Consider the following 24,267-nt stretch of genomic DNA (forward strand, 5'->3'; position numbering starts at 1 on the left):
CCGCACCCGAAGGTGCGGGCCTCGGCTGTGAGGTTCGCGCGCTGCGACGATCAGGCAGGAACGATGTTCTCGGCCTGCAGGCCCTTCTGGCCCTGGGTCACGTCGAAGGAGACCTTCTGGCCCTCAAGCAGCTCACGGAAGCCCGAGGACGCGATGTTGGAGTAGTGGGCGAAGACGTCGGGGCCGCCGCCGTCCTGCTCGATGAAGCCGAAGCCCTTTTCCGAGTTGAACCACTTAACGGTGCCGGTTGCCATGTCAATCTCCTCAACAGGGGCAGAGTATGGGGAACCACCGAATTGTGAGACCCCAGCGCCGCAATGACCCCATCCGGAGAGAACCGGAAAAAACAAATATGCGCCCTCGGAGCATTCCCGTCAGGCGCACATAAAGTTCATGGGTACCAAAACTGCAACACATAACTTTAACATGCCGCGGCGGCCGGTTGTTCCCGGCCACCGCGACCCCGGGTCCGCGGGGGTGGGGGGCCGGTCAGCGGACCACGTCGAAGACGTTCTTCTGGAGGCCGTTCGCGTACGCCTCGTGCTCCACGAGGCGCAGCTTCTGGGTGTCCTTGTCCGTGGCGCTGAAGAGCCGCTTGCCCGCGCCGAGCAGGAGCGGGAAGACGAGCAGGTGGTAGCGGTCGATGAGGCCGGCGTCGGAGAGGCCCTGGTTCAGGGTGGCGCTGCCGTGGACGATGATCGGGCCGCCCTCGGTCTCCTTCAGCGCGGCGACGTCGTCGAGGGTGCGCAGGATCGTGGTCTCGCCCCAGTTCGTCACCAGGTCGTCCTCGGTGAGGGTGCCGGACACGACGTACTTCGGCAGCTGGTTGTAGTCGGCGAAGTCCGCCATGCCGGGCCATACCGCGCTGAACGACGCGTAGCTGACCCGGCCGAGCAGCATCGCGGACGCTTCCCCCTGCTCGCGGTCCTTGATCTCGAAGGCCTCGGGGAGGAACTCCACGTCCTTGAAGGTCCACCCGGAGTTCCGGTAGCCGGGCTCGCCGCCGGGGGCCTCGACGACGCCGTCGAGGGAGATGAAGGCGGTGCTGATCAGAGTGCGCATCGGAGGTTCCTCGGGTCTCGGGGCCGGTCTGGGGCCGGGGCGGGCTCGCCCCGTGTGCTGTGCCGTGCGTGTTCTCTGACCGTGGGGGCCGCGGGAACTCATCGGTGCGTCCGCGCGAGGCGGTCCGGTGGGAGGCGGACCGGCCGTCGCCCACCGGGCCTGGGCGTCAGCCCTTGACCGCGCCCGCCGCCAGGCCCGAGCCCAGCTTGCGGTGGACGATCACGAAGAAGATCATCACCGGCACGGTGACCAGCGTGGAGCTGGCCATGACGGGGCCCCAGGACGTCGAGTTCTCCCCGAAGAACTGGTAGATGCCGACGGCGGCGGTGTACTTGTCGCTGCCCTTCATGAAGGTGTACGCGAAGACGAACTCGTTCCACGCCGTGATGAAGGCGAAGATCGACGTGGCGACCAGTCCGGGCCCGACCAGCGGCAGAAGGACCGACCAGAACATCCGGAACCAGGACGCCCCGTCGATGTAGGCGGCCTCCTCGACCTCCTTGGGGATGGTGGCGACGAAGCCCCGCAGCGTCCAGATCGCGAAGGGCAGCGAGAGCGCGATGTAGACGATGCTCAGGCCGAGCAGGGAGTTGAGCAGTTCGTAGTCCCGCATCTGGATGAAGAGCGGGATGACGAGCGCCTCCAGCGGCACCATCTGCACGATCAGGATCATGATCAGTACGGAGGTGCGGAAGCGGAACTTGAACCGGGCCACCGCGATGGCCGCGAAGAGCGAGAGCAGCGCGGCGGCGACGATCGTGGCGAGGCCGACGAGGGCGGAGTTGAGCAGGTAGGTGCCGAAGTTGCCCTTCTCGAAGACGAACGTGAAGTGTTCGAAGCTGACGCCGCTCGGCAGCACGTCCGAGCCGCGGCTGATCGCCTTGGGGTCGAGGGCCGTGGAGATCATCCAGTACACGGGGAAGAGCGTGAAGACCAGCAGCGCGACGACCGCCAGCGGCAGTCCGACGCGTGAGGCGAGCGAGGTGCGGCGGCGGGGCTTGCCCGCGGCCGGTGGCGCCGGCCGTGCCGGGAGCTTGGCGGTGGTCACAGGTCCTCCTCCCCCTGTCGGAACAGCGTGCGGATGTAGACGATCGTGATGAGCAGGAGCAGCAGGGTCAGCAGGACGGCCGCCGCCGCGCCCGCGCCGTAGTCGTTCTTGGCGAAGGCCTGGATGTAGGAGAAGACGCCGAGGTTGTAGACCTCTTCGTTGGAGCCGTCACCGCCGGGCTGCAGGTAGATCTGGGTGAAGACCTTGAAGTCCCAGATGGTGGAGAGGATGGTCACCACGAGGAAGACCGGCTTGATCGTCGGCACGGTGATCTTCCAGAACCGCTGCCAGGCGTTGGCGCCGTCCAGTTCCCCGGCCTCGTACAGTTCCTTGGGGATCGTCATCAGGCCCGCGAGGACGGTGATGGCGACGAACGGGAAGCCGTGGTGGATGACGTTCAGGGTGGCGATCGCGTAGAACGGTCCGCGTTCGGTGAACCAGTTGGTGGTCTCCGGGTCGATCAGGCCGATCGAGCCCGCGATCTGGCTGACCATGCCGTCCTGTGGCTGGAAGAGCCAGATCCACACGTACGTGCCGGTCACCGCGGGCATGGCCCAGGCGGCGAGGATCGCGATGGAGCAGATCAGCCGCCAGGTGGTGCCGAGGCGGTTGAGCAGCAGCGCCACGAGGGTGCCGAGCGCGACGGTGAGGCCGACGCAGGCGATGGCGAAGAAGACGGTGTTGGGCAGGACCGTCTTCCACAGCAGGCCGCTGGAGAGCAGGTCGCTGTAGTGGTCGAAGCCGGTGAACGTGCTGACGCCGCCGCCGAACTTGACCTCGTAGTCCTCCATGGAGAGCTTGCCGACCTGGATCAGCGGCCAGAGCAGCAGGCCCGCGAGGACCACCAGGGAGGGGGCGAGCAGGAGCCAGGGCCGGGTGAGGTTGATCAGGTTCTTGCGGCGGCGGGCCGCTTCGGCTCCGCCGGTGTCCCGCTTCAGGGGGCCGCGGCGGGCCGGAGTCTCCTCCGGCCCGTCGGCGACGAGCGCGTCTGTCACGACTGTCGCGTCCTTCACTGTGCCGAACTCGACCTCGCTCACTTGTCCTTGGCGAAGATCGCGTCCATGTCCTTGGCTGCCTTGCCGGCGGCTTCCTCGACGGAGGCCTTGCCGGTCAGGATCGACTGGACCATGCCGGGGATGACCTTGGATGCCTGGATCTCGCCGTACGCCTTGGTCTTGGGGACCGTGGCGCCCGCTTCGAGCATCTGCTTGGCGAACGGCTCGACCAGCGGGTCCTTCTTCGCGGCGATCTTCTTCAGCTCGGAGTTCTGGCCGGGGAAGTAGTTGGTCTGCTCGGCCCACTTGGCGGCGAACTCACCGGTGGTGAGCATCTTGACGAACTCCCAGGCGAGTTCCTTCTTGTCCGTGTTGAACGTGGACAGGTAGGAGCCGCCGAGGAAGGACTTGCTCATGCCGCCGTTCTCGCCGGGGATCGGCACCGCGCCGAGCTTGCCCTTGAGGTCGGGGTTGGCGTCGACGATGGCCTTCGGGGTCCAGTTGCCGCCGATGGCCATGGAGATCTCGCCCTTGTTCCAGGCGTCGCCGACCTCCTTCTCGGTCCAGGTGTTGACCTTGGCCGGGGAGACCTTGTCCTTGGTGGCGAGGCCCGTGTAGAACTCGATGCCCTTGATCGCCTCGGGCGAGTCGATGCCCGACTTCCACTTGCCGCCGGACTCGGTGGCCAGTTCGCCGCCCGCGCCCCAGACGAAGGGGGCCGCGAACATCTCGGCGCCGCCCGCGACGGGGAAGGCCACCTTCCCCGGCTCCTTCTCCTTGAGCGTCTTGGCGGTGGCCTGGAGTTCCTTCCAGGTGGTCGGGGGCTTCAGGTCGTGCTTCTCGAAGAGGTCCTTGCGGTAGACGATGGACCGCACGCCCGCGTACCACGGCATGCCGTACTGCTTGCCGTCGAGCGTGCCGGCGTCCTTCAGGCCCTCGACGAGGTCGTCGCCGAGGCCGGACTTCTTCACGTCGTCGGTGACGTCGACGAGCGCGTCGGTCTCGGCGAACTGCGGCACCCAGGTGGTGCCGACCTCCGCCACGTCGGGCACCTGTTCGGCTCCGCCCTCGATGGCGGTCGTGAACTTCTTCTGGGCCGTGGCCCACTGCTGGTACTCGACCTTGATCTTGGCGCCGGTCTTCTTCTCGAAGGCGTCGCCGGCCTCCTTGAAGAACGGGCGGGCGTCGGGGTTGGTCCCCTCCATGATCCACACGGTCAGGGTCTTGCCCTTGCCGTCGGTGGCCTTGCCGCCGTCGCCGCCGTCATCGCCGCCGCACGCCGTGGCGGTCAGTCCGATACTCATGGCGATACAACCAGCTGCGATGACAGGTCGCTTCATGCCGGCCCCCTCCAGGTTCGATTGGTGGGAGCGATTGTGGTCACACGGGGTCTAGGCGGTCTAGACCCATTGGGATAAGCGGCCGAACCGTAATGAGGGTTGCGGGTGACGCAACATACGCTCATACCATTGCGTCACATGCAACGCAGGCGTCGCGGGACCCGGTCCCGCGACCGCCCCCGAACGCCACGACGCCCGCCTCCGTCCGGTCGGGGACAAAGCGGGCGCCGCGTCAGTTCCGCACACCGTTGTACGGGACGTTCTCGGGGTGTCGTACGCGATGACGGCGTACGGGTCAGACCATGAGGGCTCGGTCGGTCGGGCGGATCGGGGCCGGAAGATCACTCGCACCGGTGAGGAAGCGGTCGACCCCGCGTGCCGCCGAACGGCCCTCGGCGATCGCCCAGACGATGAGCGACTGGCCGCGGCCGGCGTCACCGGCGACGAAGACGCCGGGGACGTTCGTCTGGTAATCGCCGTCGCGGGCGATGTTGCCGCGCTCGTCGAGCTCCAGGGCGAACTGGTCCACCAGGCCGTTCTCCCGGTCCGTGCCGGTGAAGCCCATCGCGAGGGTGACGAGCTGGGCGGGGATCTTGCGCTCCGTGCCCGGCTTCGGCGTCAGCCTGCCCTCGATGAACTCCACCTCGACCATGTGCAGGAACTGGACGTTGCCGTCCTCGTCCCCCTCGAAGTGGGTGGTGTTGACGGAGTAGACCCGCTCACCGCCCTCCTCGTGCGCGGAGGTGACCTTGTACAGCATCGGGAAGGTCGGCCACGGCTGGTGCGGCGCGCGGTCCTCGCCCGGCTTCGGCATGATCTCCAGCTGGGTCACGGAGGCCGCGCCCTGGCGGTGGGCCGTGCCCACGCAGTCCGCGCCGGTGTCGCCGCCGCCGATGACGACGACGTGCTTGCCCGCGGCGGTGATGGGGGGCGCCACGAAGTCGCCCTCCTGGACCTTGTTGGCGAGCGGCAGGTACTCCATCGCGAAGTGGATGCCGTTCAGGTCGCGGCCGGGCACCGGCAGGTCGCGGGAGACGGTGGCGCCCGCGGCGATGACCACGGCGTCGTAGCGCTTGCGCAGCTTCGCCGCGTCGATGTCGCGGCCGATCTCCACGCCGGTGCGGAACTTGGTGCCCTCCGCGCGCATCTGCTCGATGCGGCGGTTGATGTGCCGCTTCTCCATCTTGAACTCGGGGATGCCGTAGCGCAGCAGGCCGCCGACGCGGTCGGCGCGCTCGTAGACGGCGACCGTGTGGCCGGCCCGCGTGAGCTGCTGGGCGGCGGCGAGGCCCGCGGGGCCCGAGCCGATGACCGCGACCGTCTTGCCGGAGAGCCGCTCCGGGGCCTGGGGCGCGACGTCGCCGCGGTCCCAGGCCTGGTCGATGATCGAGACCTCGACGTTCTTGATGGTCACGGGCGGCTGGTTGATGCCGAGCACGCACGCCGACTCGCACGGGGCCGGGCAGAGGCGGCCGGTGAACTCCGGGAAGTTGTTCGTGGCGTGCAGGCGCTCCTGCGCGGCCGACCAGTCCTCGCGGTAGGCGTAGTCGTTCCACTCCGGGATGAGGTTCCCCAGCGGGCAGCCGTTGTGGCAGAAGGGGATGCCGCAGTCCATGCAGCGCGAGGCCTGCTTGGAGATGATCGGCAGGAGCGAACCGGGGACGTAGACCTCGTTCCAGTCCTGGACGCGCTCACCGACCGGGCGGGTCCGCGCGACCTCGCGGCCGTGGTTCAGAAAGCCCTTGGGATCAGCCATGGGTCGCCGCCTCCATCATCTTCTCGGTGATCTCGGTCTCGGAGAGACCGGCTCGCTCGGCGGCGTCCTTGGCGGCGAGCACTGCCTTGTACGTGCTGGGGATGATCTTGCTGAAGCGGTCCACGGAGACGGACCACTCGGCGAGGAGCTTCTCGGCGACGGTGGAGCCCGTCTCCTCGTGGTGGCGGCGCACGACGTCGTGCAGCCACTGCTCGTCGGACTCGTCGAGCGGTTCGACGGCCGCCAGGTTGCCGGCGTTGACGTTGTCGCGGTCCAGGTCGATGACGTACGCGACGCCGCCGGACATGCCGGCCGCGAAGTTGCGGCCCGTCTCGCCGAGGACGACCGCGTGGCCGCCGGTCATGTACTCGCAGCCGTGGTCGCCCACGCCCTCGGAGACCACCGTCGCGCCGGAGTTGCGGACGCAGAAGCGCTCGCCGGTGCGGCCCCGCAGGAACAGCTCGCCGCCGGTCGCGCCGTACGCGATGGTGTTGCCGGCGATCGTCGAGTACTCGGCGAGGTGGTCGGCGCCGCGGTCCGGGCGGACGATGATCCGGCCGCCGGAGAGGCCCTTGCCGACGTAGTCGTTGGCGTCGCCCTCCAGGCGGAGCGTGACGCCGCGCGGCACGAAGGCGCCGAAGGACTGGCCGGCCGAGCCGGTGAAGGTGATGTCGATGGTGTCGTCGGGCAGGCCCGCGCCGCCGAACTTCTTCGTCACCTCGTGGCCGAGCATGGTGCCGACCGTGCGGTTGATGTTGCGGATGGCGACCTGCGCGCGGACGGGCTGCGCGTCGGTGGCGCCGGTGGCCGAGAGCGCGTCGGCGGAGAGCTTGATCAGCTCGTTGTCGAGCGCCTTCTCCAGGCCGTGGTCCTGGACGGCGATCTGGTGGCGCACGGCTCCGGCGGGCAGGGCCGGCACGTGGAAGAGCGGTGCCAGGTCGAGGCCCTGCGCCTTCCAGTGCGAGACGGCCTTCTCGGTGTCGAGCAGCTCGGCGTGGCCGACGGCCTCCTCGATGGAGCGGAAGCCCAGCTCGGCGAGGAGCTCGCGGACCTCTTCGGCGATGAACTCGAAGAAGTTGACGATGTACTCGGCCTTGCCGGAGAAGCGCTCGCGCAGCGCCGGGTTCTGCGTGGCGATGCCGACCGGGCAGGTGTCCAGGTGGCAGACGCGCATCATGACGCAGCCGGAGACGACGAGCGGCGCGGTCGCGAAACCGAACTCCTCGGCGCCGAGCAGCGCGGCGATGACGACGTCGCGGCCGGTCTTCAGCTGGCCGTCGGTCTGGACGACGATGCGGTCGCGCAGGCCGTTGAGCAGCAGGGTCTGCTGGGTCTCGGCGAGGCCCAGCTCCCAGGGGCCGCCCGCGTGCTTCAGCGAGGTCAGCGGGGACGCGCCGGTGCCGCCGTCGTGGCCGGAGATGAGGACGACGTCCGCGTGGGCCTTGGAGACACCCGCGGCGACCGTGCCGACGCCGACCTCGGAGACCAGCTTCACGTGGATGCGGGCCTGCGGGTTGGCGTTCTTCAGGTCGTGGATCAGCTGGGCGAGGTCCTCGATGGAGTAGATGTCGTGGTGCGGCGGCGGCGAGATGAGGCCGACGCCGGGCGTCGAGTGGCGCGTCTTGGCGACCCACGGGTAGACCTTGTGGCCGGGCAGCTGGCCGCCCTCGCCGGGCTTCGCGCCCTGCGCCATCTTGATCTGGATGTCGTCGGCGTTGACCAGGTACTCGGAGGTCACACCGAAGCGGCCGGAGGCGACCTGCTTGATGGAGGAGCGGCGCGCCGGGTCGTACAGGCGCTCCGGGTCCTCGCCGCCCTCACCGGTGTTCGACTTGCCGCCGAGCTGGTTCATGGCGATGGCGAGTGTCTCGTGCGCCTCGCGGGAGATCGAGCCGTACGACATGGCGCCGGTGGAGAACCGCTTGACGATCTCGGAGGCCGGCTCGACCTCGTCGAGGGAGATCGAGGGGCGGTTCGCCTTGAAGCCGAAGAGTCCGCGCAGGGTCATCAGCCGCTCGGACTGCTCGTTCACGCGGCCCGTGTACTGCTTGAAGATGTCGTAGCGGCGGCTGCGCGTGGAGTGCTGGAGGCGGAAGACCGTCTCGGGGTCGAACAGGTGCGGCTCGCCCTCGCGGCGCCACTGGTACTCGCCGCCGATGTCCAGGGCGCGGTGCGCCGAGGGGACGCCGGAGGCCGGGTACGCCTTGGCGTGCCGGGCGGCGACCTCCTGGGCGATGACGTCGAGTCCGGCGCCGCCGATCTTCGTCGTCGTCCCGCTGAAGTACCGCTCCACGAAGGACTGTTCGAGGCCGACGGCCTCGAAGACCTGGGCGCCGCGGTAGGAGGCGACGGTGGAGATGCCCATCTTGGACATGACCTTGAGGACGCCCTTGCCGAGGGCGTGGATGAGGTTGCGGATGGCCTGCTCGGCCCCGCCGTCGACGGCCTGCAGGAACGTGCCCGCGCGGACGAGGTCCTCGACGGACTCCATCGCCAGGTAGGGGTTGACCGCCGCGGCGCCGTAGCCGATGAGGAGGGCCACGTGGTGGACCTCGCGCACGTCGCCCGCCTCCACGAGCAGGCCCACCTGGGTGCGCTGCTTGGTCCGGATGAGGTGGTGGTGGACGGCCGCGGTGAGCAGCAGCGAGGGGATCGGCGCGTGCTCGGCGTCGGAGTGCCGGTCGGAGAGCACGATCAGGCGGGCGCCGGCCTCGATGGCGGCGTCGGCCTCGGCGCAGATCTCGTCGATGCGGGCGGCGAGGGCCCGGCCGCCGTCGCCGACGCGGTAGAGGCCCGAGAGCGTCGCGGCCTTCATGCCGGGCATGTCGCCGTCGGCGTTGATGTGGATGAGCTTGGCCAGCTCGTCGTTGTCGATCACCGGGAAGGGCAGCGTGACGCTGCGACAGGACGCGGCGGTCGGTTCGAGCAGGTTGCCCTGCGGGCCGAGCGAGCTGTGCAGGGAGGTGACGAGCTCTTCACGGATGGCGTCGAGCGGCGGGTTGGTGACCTGCGCGAAGAGCTGCGTGAAGTAGTCGAAGATCAGCCGGGGGCGCTCGGAGAGGGCCGCGATCGGGGTGTCCGTGCCCATGGAGCCGAGCGGCTCGCCGCCGGTCTTGGCCATGGGCGCGAGGATGATGCGCAGCTCTTCCTCGGTGTAGCCGAAGGTCTGCTGGCGGCGTGTGACGGAGGCGTGCGTGTGCACGATGTGCTCGCGCTCGGGCAGGTCGGACAGCTCGATCTCGCCGGCCTCCAGCCACTCCTGGTAGGGCTTCTCCGCGGCGAGGCCCGCCTTGATCTCGTCGTCCTCGACGATGCGGTGTTCGGCGGTGTCGACGAGGAACATGCGGCCGGGCTGGAGGCGGCCCTTGCGGACGACCTTCGCGGGGTCGATGTCGAGGACGCCGACCTCGGAGCCGAGGACGACGAGGCCGTCGTCGGTGACCCAGTAGCGGCCGGGGCGCAGACCGTTGCGGTCGAGCACGGCGCCGACCTGGGTGCCGTCGGTGAAGGTGACGCAGGCGGGGCCGTCCCAGGGCTCCATCATCGTGGAGTGGTACTGGTAGAAGGCGCGCCGTGCCGGGTCCATCGAGGCGTGGTTCTCCCAGGCCTCGGGGATCATCATCAGGACGGAGTGCGGGAGCGAGCGGCCGCCGAGGTGCAGGAGTTCGAGGACCTCGTCGAAGGACGCCGAGTCGGAGGCGTCGGGCGTGCAAATCGGGAAGACGCGGTCGAGGCTCTTGTCCGTGCCGAACAGGTCGGAGGCGAGCTGCGACTCGCGGGCCCGCATCCAGTTGCGGTTGCCCTTGACGGTGTTGATCTCGCCGTTGTGCGCGACGAAGCGGTACGGGTGTGCGAGCGGCCAGCTCGGGAACGTGTTCGTCGAGAAGCGGGAGTGGACGAGCGCGACGGCCGTGGCGAAGCGGCGGTCGGACAGGTCGGGGAAGAACGGCTCCAGCTGGCCGGTGGTCAGCATGCCCTTGTAGACGATCGTGCGGGCGGAGAGCGAGGGGAAGTAGGTGCCCGCCTCGCGCTCGGCGCGCTTGCGCAGCACGAACGCCTTGCGGTCGAGGGCCAGGCCGGTGTTCTCGCCGTCGGCCACGAAGATCTGCCGGAAGACGGGCATCGTCGAGCGGGCGGTGGCGCCGAGCAGCTCGGGGGCGACGGGGACCTCGCGCCAGCCGAGGACGGTCAGGCCCTCCTCCGAGGCGATCGTCTCGATCTGTGAGACGGCGGCGTCGGTGGTGCCGGCGGTGTCGACGGGCAGGAAGGCGATGCCTACCGCATAGGCACCGGCCGCGGGGAGTTCGAATCCGGCCACCTCGCGGAGGAACGCGTCAGGGACCTGGAGCAGGATGCCCGCGCCGTCGCCGGAGTCGGGCTCGGACCCGGTGGCGCCCCGGTGTTCGAGGTTGCGCAGTACCGTCAGCGCCTGTTCGACCAGCTCATGGCTGGCAACACCGGTGAGGGTGGCCACGAACCCGACACCGCAGGCGTCGTGCTCGTTACGGGGGTCGTACATGCCCTGGGGGGCGGGGCGACCATCCATGGGCGACCAGGCGTGGGTACGCATCGGCACTCCCGTCGTCGTCGTGGCTGGGAACCTCCCAGGCCGCTCGGGCTCTGGGGGTACGTGTGGCGAGGGACGACTTTGGCCCTGGCGAAATTTCGTGCAGGTTACATGATGGAACGCTTCTCGAAAAGCGGATACTTCATTCCAACATGTGGACACCGCCCGCGCAGCTGGGGCGGTGCGGAAGGGGCTCGGCGGACAGATCGGTGACCGGCGGCCCAGAGCGACACAGGCCTCATTGCCCGCAGCGCTTACGGCTCATGCCCACTGGCCACAGAGTCGAAACCGCTGATTAACGGTTACTTATGCGAGTGCTCGCATAGCCCTGCGGCGCGCGGCGGCTCATCCTACGGCCGTACCGAACAGTGTGCCCAGGGCGTACGTCACACCGGCCGCCGCACCGCCGAGCGCGAGCTGCCGCAGACCGCTGAACCACCAGGACCGCGCGGTCACCTTGGCGACCACGGCGCCACAGGCGAAGAGCCCGATCAGGGCGAGCAGCAGGGCGGGCCAGAGGGCGGTCGCGCCGAGCAGGTACGGCAGGACGGGAAGTAGGGCGCCGAGCGCGAAGGCGCCGAAGGAGGACACCGCGGCCACGGCCGGCGAGGGGAGGTCACCGGGGTCGATGCCGAGCTCCTCGCGGGCGTGGATCTCCAGGGCCCGCTCGGGGTCCGCGGAGAGCTGCCGGGCGACCTCGCGGGCGAGACCGGGCTCGACGCCGCGCGACTCGTACAGCGCGGCGAGCTCCTTCTCCTCGTCCTTGGGGTGCTTGCGCAGCTCCCTGCGCTCGACGTCCAGCTCGGCCTGGACCAGCTCGCGCTGGGAGGCGACGGAGGTGTACTCGCCCGCCGCCATCGAGAAGGCGCCGGCCGCGAGACCGGCGAGCCCGGTGATGACGATGGTCTGATGGGCGACGGAGCCGCCGGCGACACCGGTCATCAGCGCCAGGTTGGACACGAGCCCGTCCATCGCCCCGAAGACGGCGGGGCGCAGCCAGCCGCCGTTCACGTCCCGGTGCGTGTGGTTGTCGCGGTGCGCCTCGTGCAGCGTCGCTTCGGTCTCGATGATCGCCATGGTGGATGGACCCCCTCAATGTTTGGACAAGGTCGAACGTACGCTCCAAAAATCCCTCCCGCCAGCAAGGAAGGCCGTACTTACCTGCGAAAACGCGCCTCGGGCGGGGTCCGCGGGACCCCGTTCCGGAGGGGGTCCGGAGCACGGCGAAGGGGTGATCCGGGCCCGCTCGTGCTCGGGTGAGCGGCTTACGTGGCAAGCATGCAGGGACGCGCGGTCCATCCGTCCGCGCGACAGGGAGGCACGGCATGGCATCCAGCGCATGCGTCACGTCGGTCCCGGCGCCGGGCGGCGCCGCGGAGCTCCGCGAGCGGGCACGGGGCGCGCTCCTCGGCCTGGCGGTCGGTGACGCGCTCGGCGCGCCCGCGGAGAACATGAAGCCGTCCGAGATCCGCGCCCGCTGGGGGCGCATCACCGGTTACGTCGCCGAGCACCCGGCGGGCACCGACGACACCGAGTACGCGATCTTCTCGGGGCTACTGCTGGCCCGGCACGGGTCCGCGCTGACCGTCGCCCACGTCGAGGCGGCCTGGCACCAGTGGATCGCCGACCTGGACGTCCCCTTCCGGGGCGCGGGCTTCTCCGAGCGCGGCACGCTGGAGAACCTGCGGCGCGGGCTCGCCGCGCCCATCTCCGCCCAGCACCGGCACGCCTGGAGCGACGGGCTCGCGATGCGGGCCGCCCCCTTCGGCGTCTTCGCCGCGGGGCGCCCCGCGGAGGCGGCGCGGCTCATCGCCGTCGACGGCTCCGTCAGCCACGACGGCGAGGGCATCTACGGCGGCCAGGCGGTCGCCGCGGGGGTCGCGGCGGCGATGGGCGGCGCCCGGGTCGACGGCGTCGTGGCGGCGGCGCTCTCCGCTGTCCCCGAGGACAGCTGGACCTCGCGGTCGCTGCGGCGGGCGGTGGCCGTGGCGCACCGGGGCGAGCGCGCGGTCCGCTCGGCCGTGGTCGTCGGGGGGTACCCGTGGACCGACCTCGCCCCCGAGGCGGTGGGGCTCGCCTTCGGCGCGTACGCGGCGGCGCGCGGGGACTTCCGGTGCGCGGTGCTCTCCGCGGTGAACATGGGGCGGGACGCCGACACCACAGGGGCCGTGGCGGGGGCGCTGGCCGGGGCCACGTGCGGCGTCTCGGCCATCCCCGCCGCCTGGGCGTCCGCCGTCGGGGCGGCCCGCGGGAGCTGCCTGCCGTCCATGCGGGGGCACCACGTACTGGACGTGGCCGATCTGCTCGTACCGGAGGGGGAGGCGGCGTGAGCCCGGACGGGGCCGCCGCCGCGCGACCGGTCCCCGCCGCCGGTTTCGCCCCCCACGCCGGCCGCCGTCCCGGCCGGAGCCGGTCCCGCACCGAAGGGCTGCTCATCGGCCTCGCCGCGGGGGACGCCGCCGGGTGGCCCGCCGCCCGGCACCGCGCGGCCCGGATGCCGGAGTGGACCCGGCGGCTCACCCGCGAGCTGGACACCTTCGCCGAGCAGAACGCCACCACCACGCTCCCCGTCCCGATCGCCCTGAACCAGCCGCCCGAGCCGCTGCGCCTCGGCCCGTCGGACGACGCCGAATGGGCGGCGTTCACCGCCGAGTCCCTGCTGCGGGCCGCGGGCGGCGGGCCCGGCCAGGGGCCGCCTTCGGACCGCCGGGTCCGCGCGGCGCTCGACCTCGCCTGGTCGGCGCTGGCCGCCGAAGTGGCCGACGCGGCGGCCCGCGCCCCCGAGGTGGAGTCCGCCGTCCTGCCGCTGCGCGCCCGCATCTCCGTCCGCGCCGGACTCGGCAACCTCGCCGCGGGGCTGCGCCCGCCCGCCACCGGCCACGACAACCCGCACTTCTTCGACGACGCCGCCTGCGTACGGGCCTGCGTGCTCGCCCTGGTCCACCCCGGCGACCCCGAAAGGGCCGCCCGCCTCGCGGAGTTCGACGCCCGCTACACCCAGGACGGCGACGGCGTCCACGGCGCCCGCGCCATGGCCGCGGCCATCGCGGCGGCCCTCGGCGGCGCGGGCGTCACCGCGGCCGTGGACGCCGCGCTCGCCCGGCTCCCCGCGCACACGGAGATCGGCCGCAACGCCCGGCACGCGGTGAAGCTCGCCCAGGACGCCAGTTGCGCCTTCGACCTCGTACCGCTGCTCGAACACCAGATCGTCGACCACGTCTACAGCTACGGGATCGCCGCCGCCGAGACGGTCCCCGTGGCCCTCGCCCTGGCCACCGCCGCCCGGGGCCGCATCCGCGAGGCGGTGCCCGCCGCCGCATGCCTGTCCCGCGTCGCCGACTCGGCGCCCGCCCTGGCCGGTGCGCTGACCGGGGCGCTCGGCACGGCCGCCGCGATCCCCGAGGCGTGGCGCGACGCCTGCCGGACCCTCTCCGGGTGCGCGCTGCCCCGCCTCGCCGGCACCGACCTGGTGGAACTCGCCGGGCACCTGGCAGCCACGGAACGGGCCACTCCAGGTGGACAATCCCGACATGACGCCCACATCTAGCCGCCTCACGGCCGTTGCCCCGCCCGCCGGCTCCCCCGTACCCGGCACCCTCGCCGACCGCATCACCGGCAGCCTCGTCGGCGCGGCCGTCGGTGACGCGCTCGGCGGGCCCGTCGAGGGGTACTCCCCCGAACAGATCGGCGAGCGGCACGGCGGCCGCGTCGACGGCATCGTCGGCCCCTGGAACGGCGAGCGGTGGCGCACGGCCCGGCCCCTCGCGCCGTACCACAAGGGCGACGGGCACATCACCGACGACACCTTGATGACCCACGCGCTCGTCCGGGTCTACGCCACCGTCCGCGACCACCTCGACGCGTACGCGGTCGCCGACCACCTGGTGCCGGACCTGATGACGACCCCGCGCTGGATTCCGGAGCTGGAGGCCGAGGCGCTCCCCCTGCACCGGATCTTCCTCGCCGAGAAGTGGCTCGTCGCCCGCCTCCACTACGGGCACGTCGACCCGCGCGAGGCCGGTTCGGGCAACATCGTCAACTGCGGGGCCGCGATGTACATGGCGCCGGTCGGCCTGGTCAACGCGGCCGATCCCGCCCGCGCCTACGCCGAGGCCCTGGACATCGCGGGCGCCCACCAGTCCTCGTACGGCCGGGAGGCGGCGGGCGTGTTCGCGGCGGCGGTCGCCGCGGCCTGCGCGCCCGGCGCCACGGCGGCCTCGGTGGTCGAGACGTGCCTGGCCCTCGCGAAGGACGGCACGCGCGCGGCGATCGAGGCGGTCGCGGACGTGGCCGGGCGCCACCACGACACCGAGGCGGCCATCCGGCCGCTGCGCGCCGCCGTCACCCCCTTCGACACCGTGGGACCCGACTACCGCGCCCCCTCCCTCGGCGCCCGCCGCCCCTCCCGGCTGCACTCCGTCGAGGAGCTGCCCATCGCCCTCGGCATGCTCCTGGTGGGCGGCTCCGACTACCGCCGCACGGTCCTCGGTTCCGTCAACTACGGCCGTGACTGCGACTCCATCGCGACGATGAGCGGTGCCCTCGTGGGCGCGCTGCACGGCGAGGAGGCCGTCCCCGCCTCGTGGGCGGACGCGGTCTCCGAGGCGAGCCGCACCGACCTGCGCTCCCCCGGCGCGGTCCTCACGGAGGTCGCCAGGGAGGTCTTCGCGCGGGACGTACGCCGTCGCCGCGCCCACGAGGCGGCCTTCACGGCGCTGGCGGCCGCCCCGTGAACCGCGTGACCTGGGTCCAGCCCGAGGACCTGATCGGCCATGAGCTGCGCCAGGCCGACGAGGACGGCAGGGACGCCTCCGCCGTGCGCGCCCGCTGGCTCGCGGCGGGCGGCCACCCGGCCCCGGACCGGGCGGGCGCCTCCCCCGTCCCCGCGCCGCCGCCCCTGCGGGCCCTGGCCGAGCGGCTGCTCGACGAGCTGGCGTCGCTGCCCTGCCCCGACGGGGAGCAGGCTTCGGAAGCACCGGAGACCGCGGACGCCGGACCGCCGACGGCCGTCGCCCCCGGGCTGCGCGACCGGCTGCACGCCGCCTGGCTGGGCAGGGCCGCGGGCTGCGTGCTCGGCAAGCCGGTGGAGAAACTGCCCCTCGACGGCATCCGCGCGCTCGCCGCGGCGACCGGAAACTGGCCGCTGACCAGCTGGTTCACCGAGCGGGGCGTGCCGCACGCGCTGATGGCCGCGTACCCCTGGAACAGGCGCTCGGCGGCCACCTGCCTCGCCGAGAACATCGACGGGACGCCGGAGGACGACGACCTCGACCACCCGCTCATCGGCCTCCTCCTGCTCCAGCGCCACGGCAGGTCCTTCACCACCGGGGACGTGGCGCGGCTCTGGCTGGACGAGCTGCCCGCGGGCCGCACCTTCACCGCCGAACGCGTCGCGTACCGCAACCTCCTCCAGGGCATCGAGCCACCGCACACCGCCCGGCACCGCAACCCGTTCCGCGAGTGGATCGGCGCCCTGATCCGCGCCGACGTACACGGCTGGACCAACCCCGGCGACCCCGCGGCCGCCGCCCGGCAGGCCTGGCGTGACGCGCGGTTGAGCCATACGGTGAACGGCGTGTACGGCGCGATGTTCGCGGCGGCCACCATCGCCGCGGCGGCCGGCGGGCGCGCCGACGTCCACCAGTGCCTGCGGGCGGGCCTCGCCGCCGTACCGGCGCGCTCCCGCCTGGCCCGCGCGGTCCGCGACGCCGTCCGGCTCGCCTCCACCACCCGGCACTTCGACGACGTGGTGGACCTGCTGCACGCCGCCCACGGCCACCACCACTGGGTGCACGTCGTCCCCAACGCCGCCCTGCTCGCCGCCGCCCTCACCCACGCCGACGGGGACTTCCACGGCTCCATCACACGGGCGGTCTCCGGCGGCTGGGACACCGACTCCAACGGCGCGACCGCGGGCTCGGTCGCGGGCCTGCTCGCCGGGCACCCGGACGCGCTCCCCGAATGCTGGACGGCGCCCCTGAAGAACCGGCTCGCCACCACCGTCGCCGGCTTCGACGGCATCGGCTTCGACACCCTCGCGGACCTCACCGCCGCGCTCACCGCACCCACCGTCCCGGAGGCACCCCGCCCATGACGCACACCCCCCACATCGCCGTCCTCGGCAGCGCCAACATGGACCTCGTCACCTACGTCGCCAGGGCCCCGCGGCGCGGTGAGACCGTGACGGGCCGCGAGTTCCGTACGATCCCCGGCGGCAAGGGCGTCAACCAGGCCGTCTCGGCGGCCCGCGCGGGCGCGACCGTCTCGATGATCGGCGCGGTCGGCACCGACTCCTACGGCACCCAGATCCGCTGCGCCCTCGCGCAGTCCGGCGTCGACACGGACCTGCTGCGCACCGTCGACGCCCAGTCGGGCACCGCGCACATCGTCGTCGACGACGAGGGCGGCAACGCCATCGTCGTCATCCCCGGAGCCAACGGCACCGTCGACGAACTCTCCGCGGCGGACGAAGCCGTGATCGCCGCCGCCGACGCCCTGCTCCTCCAGCTGGAGATCCCGGTCGACGGGGTGCTCGCCGCCGCGCGGGCGGCCCGCGGCCACGGCGTCCGCACGATCCTCACCCCGGCCCCCGCCCAGCCGCTGCCGGAAGCGCTCCTCGCGGCGACCGACCTCCTGCTGCCCAACGAACACGAGGTCCGCACGCTCACCGGCATCTCCGACGACCCGCGCGCCGCCGCGCTCGCCCTGCTCCCGCACGTCCCCGAGGTCGTCGTCACCCTCGGCTCACGCGGCAGCCTCTACGCGGCACGGGGCGCCGAACCGGTCACGGTCCCCGCCCGCGCGACCACGGCGGTCGACACCACCGGCGCGGGCGACACCTTCGCCGGGGCCCTGGCCGTGGCGCTCGCCGAGGGCAGGCCGATGACCGACGCGCTCGGCTGGGCGTCGGCGGCGGCAGCGCTCTCCGTCCAGCGGCCCGGCGCCTCGGCCTCCATGCCGTACCGCAAGGAGATCGACGCCAGGACGTCCGGCGCGGCGGAGGGCTCCCCCTCATGACGGAGCCCCTGACGACCGGGCCGCCCACGACGAAGCCCCTCACCGGACTGCGCGTCCTCGACCTCGCGACCCTCTTCGCGGGGCCGCTCGCCGCCACGATGCTCGGCGACTTCGGCGCGGACGTCGTCAAGGTCGAGCACCCCACGCGCCCCGACCCCTCCCGCGGCCACGGCCCCTCGAAGGACGGCGTCGGCCTGTGGTGGAAGCTGCTCGGCCGCAACAAGCGGACGATGACACTGGACCTCTCGACGCCCGGCGGCGGCGAGACGCTCCTCCGCCTCGCCGCCACCGCCGACGTGGTCGTCGAGAACTTCCGCCCCGGCACCCTGGAGAAGTGGGACCTGGGGTGGGAGGAGCTGAGCGCGGCCAACCCCCGGCTCGTCCTCACCCGCGTCACCGGCTTCGGCCAGTTCGGCCCCTACGCCCGCCGCCCCGGCTTCGGCACCCTCGCCGAGGCGATGAGCGGCTTCGCCGCGATCACCGGCGATCCGCAGGGCCCGCCCACACTGCCGCCCTTCGGACTCGCCGACTCCATCGCCGGGCTCGCGACCGCGTACGCGGTGCTGACGGCGCTCGCCGCCCGCGACCGCACGGGGCGCGGACAGGTGGTGGACATGGCGATCATCGAACCGATCCTCACGGTCCTCGGTCCGCAGCCGCTCTGGTACGACCAGCTCGGCCACGTGCAGCCGCGCACCGGCAACCGCTCCACGAACAACGCGCCCCGCAACACCTACCGCACCGCCGACGGCGGCTGGGTCGCGGTCTCCACCTCCGCGCAGTCCATCGCCGAACGGGTGATGCGCCTGGTCGGCCGCCCCGAACTGACCGCCGAGCCGTGGTTCGGCACGGGCGCGGGCCGGGCCCGCCACGCGGACGTCCTCGACGGGGCGGTCGGCGCCTGGATCGCCCGGCACAGCCGCGCCGAGGTGATCGACGCCTTCGAGAAGGCGGAGGCGGCCGTCGCCCCCGTCCAGGACGTCACGGACGTGATGACCGACCCCCAGTACGCGGCCCTCGACACGATCACCACCGTCGACGACCCGGAGCTGGGCCCGCTGCGCATGCAGAACGTCCTCTTCCGGCTCTCGGAGACACCGGGCGGCATCGGCTGGGCGGGCCGCCCGCACGGCGCGGACACCGACGCCGTCCTCACCGAGCTGGGCCTGTCCCGGGCGGAGATCACCGCCCTGCGCAAGGAGGGCGCCCTGTGATCGCACCGCACCCCCACCCCCTGACCTGGCTGTACGTCCCCGGCGACCGGCCCGCGGTGGTGGCCAAGGCCCTGCGCGCGGGCGCCGACGTGGTGATCGTCGACCTGGAGGACGCGGTCGCCCCCGACCGCAAGGAGTACGCGCGCGCGGCCACCGCCGAACTCCTCTCCGAGCCCCGGCCGCACGGCGTGCCCGTCCACGTCCGGGTGAACGCCCTCGACGGCCCCTTCGCCGAGGCCGACCTCCGCACGATCGCCCCGCTCCCCGGCCTCGCGGGGCTGCGGCTGCCCAAGGTCACCTCGCGCGCCGAGGTCGTCCGGGTCGCGGACCGCGCCGTGCCGTCCGACGGCGGCGCCCCCATCCTGCACGCCCTGCTCGAATCGGCGCTCGGCCTGGAGCACGCCTTCGCCATCGCCTCCGCGCACCCGGCCCTGCACGGCATCTCCCTCGGCGAGGCCGACCTCCACGCGGACCTGGGCGTACGGGAGGACGCGGGCCTGGACTGGGCGCGCTCCCGCGTGGTGGTGGCGGCGCGCGCGGCGGGCCTCGCGCCGCCCGCCCAGTCGGTCCACCCGGACATCCGCGATCTGGCGGGCCTTGCCGCGTCCTGCGCCAGGGGCCGTTCGCTCGGCTTCCTCGGCCGCGCGGCGATCCACCCCCGGCAGCTCCCGGTGATCGAACGGGCCTATCTGCCGACCCCCGTCGAGATCGAACAGGCGGAAGAGATCATCGAGGCGGCGGCGGGCGAGGCGGGCGCCCAGGCCCTGCCGGGCGGCCGCTTCGTGGACAGAGCGGTGGTGGAGGGCGCCCAACGGGTCCTGGCGCTGGCCGAGCGTGCGTAAGCCTGCCCGAAGGCCTCGGGCGGCGGACCACGCGTGAGCCTCGGAAGCCGACCGCTCGCACGGCCTCCGGCCGCTTCCGGCCACCGCGGCACGTTTCCGCCGCGGCACGTTTCCGCCGCGGCGGCGGAAGGCCGAACACACCCTTTCGGCGGTGCCGAACTGCCGCGTCCCGCTCCTGCTCCCACCCCATACGAGACGGAGCCGTCGGATCAACCGATCCGGCGGCCCCGTCGACGTACGACCGGCAGACGTCAGCTCTTCTCGGCCGACTCGGGCTTCGTCTCCTGCTTCGGCTCCGACTTCGGCTTCGGCTCCGATGCCTTCGGCGCCTTCGCCTCCGGGACCGAGGCCGGCTCCGCCTCGCCATCCTTGCCCTTGGCGAGCTTCGAGGCCCCGTCACGCTGCTTCGCCTCCCCGGCAGGGGGCTCGTCACCGCCCGCCCCGCCGGAGGCGACGGGCTCGACGACCTCCTCGCGCCCCGGACGCATCCGGGCGGAGAGGACCAGGTAGACCACCGCGAGCACGAAGACCGCGATGGCGGTCCACACGTTCAGGCGCACGCCGAGCACGTGGTGGGCGTCGTCCACCCGCATGTACTCGATCCAGCCGCGCCCGGCGCAGTACGCGGCGACGTACAGCGCGAACGCCCGCCCGTGGCCGAGCTTGAAGCGGCGGTCGGCCCAGATGACGAGCACGGCGACACCGACGCACCACAGCGACTCGTACAGGAACGTCGGGTGGTAGGTGCCCGGGACCCGGCCGTCCTCCGCGGAGGTGATCTTCAGCGCCCAGGGCACGTCCGTGGCCTTGCCGTACAGCTCCTGGTTGAACCAGTTGCCCCAGCGGCCGATGGCCTGGGCGAGGACGATGCCGGGGGCCAGCGCGTCGGCCCAGGCGGGCAGCGGGATGCCCCGCCTGCGGCAGCCGATCCACGCGCCGACCGCGCCGAGCGCGATCGCGCCCCAGATGCCGAGGCCGCCCTCCCAGATCTTGAAGGCGTCCACCCAGTTCCGGCCCTCGCTGAAGTACAGCTGGTAGTCCGTGATCACGTGGTAGAGACGCCCGCCGACGAGGCCGAACGGCACGGCCCACACGGCGATGTCGGCCACGGTGCCGGGCTGGCCTCCGCGGGCGACCCACCGCTTGTTGCCGAGCCAGACGGCCACGAAGACGCCGATGATGATGCAGAACGCGTAGCCACGCAGCGGAATGGGGCCGAGTTCGACCACACCGCGCGAGGGACTGGGGATGAAGGCAAGGTCCATGGCAGGACCGACGCTACCGTGCCGGGCGGCGCGGACGGGAACCAGCCCGGCTACGGGTCCATAACAGGCGCCCCCCCGCCCCTAGGACTTGTCGGCGTCCAGCACCATCTGCCGCAGCTTCGCCGGGGTCAGCGGATTGCTCTGGTCTCCGAAGATGCTCTTGCCGTTGAGCTGCACGGTCGGCGTGCCCTGGAGCTTGGCGTCCTGGAAGGCCTGGTGGGACTTGGCGACCCACTTGTCGTGCTTGCCGTCGTTCACACACTTCTTGAACGTGTCCGTGGCGAGGCCGTCGACCTCACCGGCCAGCTCGATCAGCTTGTCGTTCTTCCCGAAGGCGTCGTCCGGCTCGGCGGGCTGGTTCTTGAAGAGCACGTCGTGGTACTCGGTGAACTTGCCCGCGTCCTGGGCGCAGCCCGCGGCATTGGCGGCGCGGAGGGAGCCGCTGCCGCCCATGTTCCCGTCGATGAGCGTGGCCAGGTGATACTCGACCTTGAGCCGGCCCTGGTCGGCCAGCTCGTGGATCGTCGAGCGATAGCTGTCCTCGAAGCCCTTGCAGGCCGGGCAGCGGAAGTCCTCCCAGATGGTGAGCGTCGACGTGGCGCTCTCCTTGCCCAGCGGGATCGTCAGCGAGTCCTTGCCCGTCGCCCCCTTGGGGACGCTCACCGGACCCGATGTGTCGCTCTTGTCGTCGCCGGAGCCGGCGGCGAGCAGACCCACCACGGCGGCGAGACCGAGGACGCCGACCACCGCGGCGCCCACGATCAGCGCACGGCGCCGCTTGTCGCGCGCCCTCTGCCGCTCTCGCTCCGCGGCCACCCGCTCGCGGGCCGTTCGCTTTCCCTCACTGTTCTTCTCACTCACACCCCGCCAACGAACCGGGGAGGCACGAGCGTGCCTCCCCGGTCCAGGTCCACCCGTACGAGTGAGGGCCCGCGGCGGGGCCCCGGCGCGGGCCCTTACGCCGTGCCGCGGACCCCGTCGGCGAGTTCGGCGGCGAGCGCGCGCACGGCGGCGAGCCCGGCGGCCTCGTCCTCGGCGTCCAGCATCCGCTGCACGAAGGCCGAGCCGACGATCACGCCGTCGGCGAAGCCCGCGACCTGTGCGGCCTGGCGCGCGTTGGAGACGCCGAGGCCGACGCAGACCGGCAGATCGGTGGTGGCCCTGGTGCGCCGCACCAGCTCCTGCGCCTGTTCGCCGACGGACTCGCGGGTGCCCGTGACGCCCATCAACGACGCCGCGTACACGAAGCCGGAGCCCGCCGCCGTGATCGTGGCGAGCCGCTCGTCCCTGCTGCTCGGCGCGACGACGAAGACGGTGGCGAGGCCGTGCTTCTCCGCGTGCTCACGCCACAAGCCTGACTCCTGGACCGGCAGGTCGGGCAGGATGCACCCGGCGCCGCCCGCCTCGGCGAGTTCGGCGGTGAAGCGCTCGACGCCGTAGCGGTCGATGGGGTTCCAGTACGTCATGACCAGCACCGGCTTGCCGGTCGCCGCGTACGCCTCGCGGACCGTGCGCAGCACGTCGCGGATCTTGAGGCCGCCGCGCAGGGCGATGTCGTCGGCGGTCTGGATGACCGGGCCGTCGAGCACCGGGTCGCTGTGCGGAAGGCCGACCTCGACCACGTCGGCGCCGCCGTCGAAGACCGCCTTGACCGCCGCGATGCCGCCGTCGACCGTCGGGAACCCCGCGGGCAGATAGGCGATGAGCGCGGAGCGTCCCTCGGCCTTCGCGGCGGCCAGGGTCTCGTCCAACAGCCGGATGTTGCCGCTCACTTGGCGTCCCCCTCGATCTCCGCGGTGGCCGCCGCGTCCGCCTCGACGGCGGCGTCCGTGTCGTACAGGCCGAAGTACCGCGCGGCCGTGTCCATGTCCTTGTCGCCGCGCCCGGAGAGGTTGACGACGATCAGCCCGTCCTCGCCGAGCTCCTCGCCGACCTCGATGGCGCCGGCGAGCGCGTGGGCGCTCTCGATGGCCGGGATGATGCCCTCGGTCCTGGAGAGCAGCCGCAGCGCCTGCATGGCCGCGTCGTCGGTGACCGCCCGGTACTCGCCGCGCCCGCTGTCCTTGAGGTAGGCGTGCTCGGGGCCGATGCCGGGGTAGTCGAGTCCGGCCGAGATCGAGTAGGGCTCGGTGATCTGGCCCTCCTCGTCCTGGAGGACGTAGCTGCGGGAGCCGTGCAGGATGCCCGGCTCGCCCGCGGTCAGCGTGGCCGCGTGCTCGCCCGTCTCGACGCCGTGCCCTGCGGGCTCGCAGCCGACGAGGCGGACACCGGCGTCCGGGATGAACGCGTGGAAGAGGCCGATGGCGTTGGAGCCGCCGCCCACGCAGGCGACGGCGGCGTCGGGCAGCCGCCCGGCGCGCTCCAGGATCTGCCGCCTGGCCTCCACACCGATCACGCGGTGGAAGTCGCGCACCATGGCGGGGAAGGGGTGCGGTCCCGCCACGGTCCCGAAGAGGTAATGGGTGCGGTCGACGTTGGCGACCCAGTCGCGGAACGCCTCGTTGATGGCGTCCTTGAGGGTGCGGCTGCCGGACTTCACGGCGATGACCTCGGCGCCGAGCATGCGCATCCGGGCCACGTTCAGGGCCTGGCGCTCGGTGTCGATCTCGCCCATGTAGATGGTGCATTCAAGGCCGAAGAGCGCGCAGGCGGTGGCGGTGGCGACGCCGTGCTGGCCCGCGCCGGTCTCGGCGATGACGCGGGTCTTGCCCATGCGCTTGGTGAGCAGGGCCTGGCCGAGCACGTTGTTGATCTTGTGCGAGCCGGTGTGGTTGAGGTCCTCGCGCTTGAGGAAGATCCGGGCGCCGCCCGCGTGCTCCGCGAAGCGGGGGACCTCGGTGAGGCTGCTGGGCCTCCCGGTGTAGTCGACCAGGAGGGCGTCCAGTTCGCGGGCGAACTCGGGGTCGCTCTTGGCCTTGTCGTACTCGACGGCGACCTCGTCCACGGCGGCGACGAGGGCCTCCGGGATGAACTTGCCGCCGAACGCGCCGAAGTAGCCTTCGGCGCTGGGGACCTGACCCTCGGGGTCCGGGATGAAGAACTCGCTGGGCATGGCTGATCCTTGTCAGAACTGGCGATGGCAACGGGGGCACTGGTGCGCCCCCTTCAGGGGCGCGGGGAACTGCGCGAGAAGCCCACGACGGGCCGCGGTCGCGACGAAA

The 24,267-nt window shown here is 72.1% G+C and carries 18 protein-coding genes and 1 pseudogene; 7 read left to right on the plus strand and 12 right to left on the minus strand.

Translation table 11 applies throughout. The features are described from left to right. Positions 1 to 50: 50 nt before the first annotated feature. The 8 genes from AB0I16_RS01025 to AB0I16_RS01060 form a co-directional block, all read right to left on the minus strand. Positions 51 to 254: a cold-shock protein gene (locus AB0I16_RS01025; RefSeq protein WP_037661310.1), complete on the minus strand. Its 204-nt coding sequence runs from the start codon at positions 252 to 254 to the stop codon at positions 51 to 53. Between the two features lie 235 nt (positions 255 to 489). After that, positions 490 to 1,062, minus strand: coding sequence for a dihydrofolate reductase family protein (locus AB0I16_RS01030; protein ID WP_363247157.1), 573 nt, complete (start codon positions 1,060 to 1,062; stop codon positions 490 to 492). A gap of 166 nt (positions 1,063 to 1,228) precedes the next feature. Continuing rightward, the gene (locus AB0I16_RS01035; protein ID WP_363247308.1) at positions 1,229 to 2,023 is read right to left on the minus strand and encodes a carbohydrate ABC transporter permease; all 795 of its coding nucleotides are present in this window, start codon (positions 2,021 to 2,023) and stop codon (positions 1,229 to 1,231) included. Between the two features lie 83 nt (positions 2,024 to 2,106). Further along, a complete protein-coding gene (locus tag AB0I16_RS01040; RefSeq protein ID WP_363247310.1) occupies positions 2,107 to 3,048 on the minus strand; it encodes a sugar ABC transporter permease in 942 nt (313 codons plus the stop codon). Between the two features lie 95 nt (positions 3,049 to 3,143). After that, complete coding sequence (locus AB0I16_RS01045; protein ID WP_363247158.1) at positions 3,144 to 4,409, minus strand: sugar ABC transporter substrate-binding protein; 1,266 nt, start codon at positions 4,407 to 4,409, stop codon at positions 3,144 to 3,146. A gap of 331 nt (positions 4,410 to 4,740) precedes the next feature. Then, the gene (locus AB0I16_RS01050) at positions 4,741 to 6,201 is read right to left on the minus strand and encodes a glutamate synthase subunit beta (RefSeq protein ID WP_363247159.1); all 1,461 of its coding nucleotides are present in this window, start codon (positions 6,199 to 6,201) and stop codon (positions 4,741 to 4,743) included. Beyond that, complete coding sequence (gltB, locus tag AB0I16_RS01055; RefSeq protein ID WP_363247160.1) at positions 6,194 to 10,771, minus strand: glutamate synthase large subunit; 4,578 nt, start codon at positions 10,769 to 10,771, stop codon at positions 6,194 to 6,196. The genes AB0I16_RS01050 and gltB overlap by 8 nt, the downstream gene beginning before the upstream one ends. A 342-nt stretch (positions 10,772 to 11,113) precedes the next feature. Next, positions 11,114 to 11,845, minus strand: coding sequence for a VIT1/CCC1 transporter family protein (locus AB0I16_RS01060; RefSeq protein ID WP_363247161.1), 732 nt, complete (start codon positions 11,843 to 11,845; stop codon positions 11,114 to 11,116). 248 nt (positions 11,846 to 12,093) lie between these two features. On the opposite strand from AB0I16_RS01060, the gene AB0I16_RS01065 reads away from it, so the two are divergent. Genes AB0I16_RS01065 through AB0I16_RS01095 form a run of 7 tightly spaced genes read left to right on the plus strand, consistent with a single transcriptional unit; the run spans position 12,094 to position 19,841 of the window. Beyond that, positions 12,094 to 13,098, plus strand: a complete 1,005-nt coding sequence (locus tag AB0I16_RS01065) for an ADP-ribosylglycohydrolase family protein (RefSeq protein ID WP_363247162.1) — start codon at positions 12,094 to 12,096, stop codon at positions 13,096 to 13,098. Then, entirely contained in the window at positions 13,095 to 14,315 is a 1,221-nt protein-coding gene (locus tag AB0I16_RS01070) for an ADP-ribosylglycohydrolase family protein (protein ID WP_363247163.1), read from the plus strand. The genes AB0I16_RS01065 and AB0I16_RS01070 overlap by 4 nt, the downstream gene beginning before the upstream one ends. After that, on the plus strand, positions 14,299 to 15,501 hold the full coding sequence (locus tag AB0I16_RS01075; protein ID WP_363247164.1) for an ADP-ribosylglycohydrolase family protein: 1,203 nt from the start codon (positions 14,299 to 14,301) through the stop codon (positions 15,499 to 15,501). The genes AB0I16_RS01070 and AB0I16_RS01075 overlap by 17 nt, the downstream gene beginning before the upstream one ends. Continuing rightward, a complete protein-coding gene (locus AB0I16_RS01080; RefSeq protein WP_363247165.1) occupies positions 15,498 to 16,862 on the plus strand; it encodes an ADP-ribosylglycohydrolase family protein in 1,365 nt (454 codons plus the stop codon). The genes AB0I16_RS01075 and AB0I16_RS01080 overlap by 4 nt, the downstream gene beginning before the upstream one ends. Beyond that, entirely contained in the window at positions 16,859 to 17,785 is a 927-nt protein-coding gene (gene rbsK / locus AB0I16_RS01085) for a ribokinase (RefSeq protein ID WP_363247166.1), read from the plus strand. The genes AB0I16_RS01080 and rbsK overlap by 4 nt, the downstream gene beginning before the upstream one ends. Next, entirely contained in the window at positions 17,782 to 18,999 is a 1,218-nt protein-coding gene (locus AB0I16_RS01090) for a CoA transferase (RefSeq protein ID WP_363247167.1), read from the plus strand. Before rbsK ends, AB0I16_RS01090 begins: the two co-directional genes overlap by 4 nt. After that, positions 18,996 to 19,841 (plus strand): CoA ester lyase, encoded by an 846-nt coding sequence (locus AB0I16_RS01095; RefSeq protein WP_363247168.1) that lies wholly within the window; start codon positions 18,996 to 18,998, stop codon positions 19,839 to 19,841. Before AB0I16_RS01090 ends, AB0I16_RS01095 begins: the two co-directional genes overlap by 4 nt. A 455-nt stretch (positions 19,842 to 20,296) precedes the next feature. Here the strand turns inward: AB0I16_RS01095 and lgt are convergent. From lgt to trpB, 4 genes and pseudogenes are all read right to left on the minus strand, one after another. Then, positions 20,297 to 21,106: pseudogene (lgt, locus tag AB0I16_RS01100) on the minus strand (prolipoprotein diacylglyceryl transferase); the annotation flags it as partial. A gap of 81 nt (positions 21,107 to 21,187) precedes the next feature. Beyond that, positions 21,188 to 21,967, minus strand: coding sequence for a thioredoxin domain-containing protein (locus tag AB0I16_RS01105; RefSeq protein WP_363247170.1), 780 nt, complete (start codon positions 21,965 to 21,967; stop codon positions 21,188 to 21,190). A gap of 95 nt (positions 21,968 to 22,062) precedes the next feature. Further along, the gene (trpA, locus tag AB0I16_RS01110; protein WP_363247171.1) at positions 22,063 to 22,878 is read right to left on the minus strand and encodes a tryptophan synthase subunit alpha; all 816 of its coding nucleotides are present in this window, start codon (positions 22,876 to 22,878) and stop codon (positions 22,063 to 22,065) included. Further along, positions 22,875 to 24,158 carry a tryptophan synthase subunit beta gene (gene trpB, locus AB0I16_RS01115; protein WP_363247172.1) on the minus strand — a complete coding sequence of 428 codons (1,284 nt, stop codon included), beginning with the start codon at positions 24,156 to 24,158 and terminating at the stop codon, positions 22,875 to 22,877. Before trpB ends, trpA begins: the two co-directional genes overlap by 4 nt. Positions 24,159 to 24,267 lie beyond the last annotated feature (109 nt).

The sequence above is a fragment of the Streptomyces sp. NPDC050703 genome (assembly GCF_040654435.1).
In the GTDB taxonomy this organism is placed as follows: Bacteria; Actinomycetota; Actinomycetes; order Streptomycetales; family Streptomycetaceae; genus Streptomyces.

What these genes read in the sequence shown, in the direction of transcription:
- AB0I16_RS01065 (WP_363247162.1), top strand. Translation starts at nt 12,094, where the DNA reads ATGGCATCCAGCGCATGCGTCACGTCGGTCCCGGCGCCGGGCGGCGCC.
- rbsK (WP_363247166.1), top strand. Translation starts at nt 16,859, where the DNA reads ATGACGCACACCCCCCACATCGCCGTCCTCGGCAGCGCCAACATGGAC.
- AB0I16_RS01025 (WP_037661310.1), bottom strand. Translation starts at nt 254, where the DNA reads ATGGCAACCGGCACCGTTAAGTGGTTCAACTCGGAAAAGGGCTTCGGC.
- gltB (WP_363247160.1), bottom strand. Translation starts at nt 10,771, where the DNA reads ATGCGTACCCACGCCTGGTCGCCCATGGATGGTCGCCCCGCCCCCCAG.
- AB0I16_RS01050 (WP_363247159.1), bottom strand. Translation starts at nt 6,201, where the DNA reads ATGGCTGATCCCAAGGGCTTTCTGAACCACGGCCGCGAGGTCGCGCGG.
- AB0I16_RS01075 (WP_363247164.1), top strand. Translation starts at nt 14,299, where the DNA reads ATGACGCCCACATCTAGCCGCCTCACGGCCGTTGCCCCGCCCGCCGGC.
- AB0I16_RS01030 (WP_363247157.1), bottom strand. Translation starts at nt 1,062, where the DNA reads ATGCGCACTCTGATCAGCACCGCCTTCATCTCCCTCGACGGCGTCGTC.
- AB0I16_RS01090 (WP_363247167.1), top strand. Translation starts at nt 17,782, where the DNA reads ATGACGGAGCCCCTGACGACCGGGCCGCCCACGACGAAGCCCCTCACC.
- AB0I16_RS01045 (WP_363247158.1), bottom strand. Translation starts at nt 4,409, where the DNA reads ATGAGTATCGGACTGACCGCCACGGCGTGCGGCGGCGATGACGGCGGC.
- AB0I16_RS01060 (WP_363247161.1), bottom strand. Translation starts at nt 11,845, where the DNA reads ATGGCGATCATCGAGACCGAAGCGACGCTGCACGAGGCGCACCGCGAC.
- trpB (WP_363247172.1), bottom strand. Translation starts at nt 24,158, where the DNA reads ATGCCCAGCGAGTTCTTCATCCCGGACCCCGAGGGTCAGGTCCCCAGC.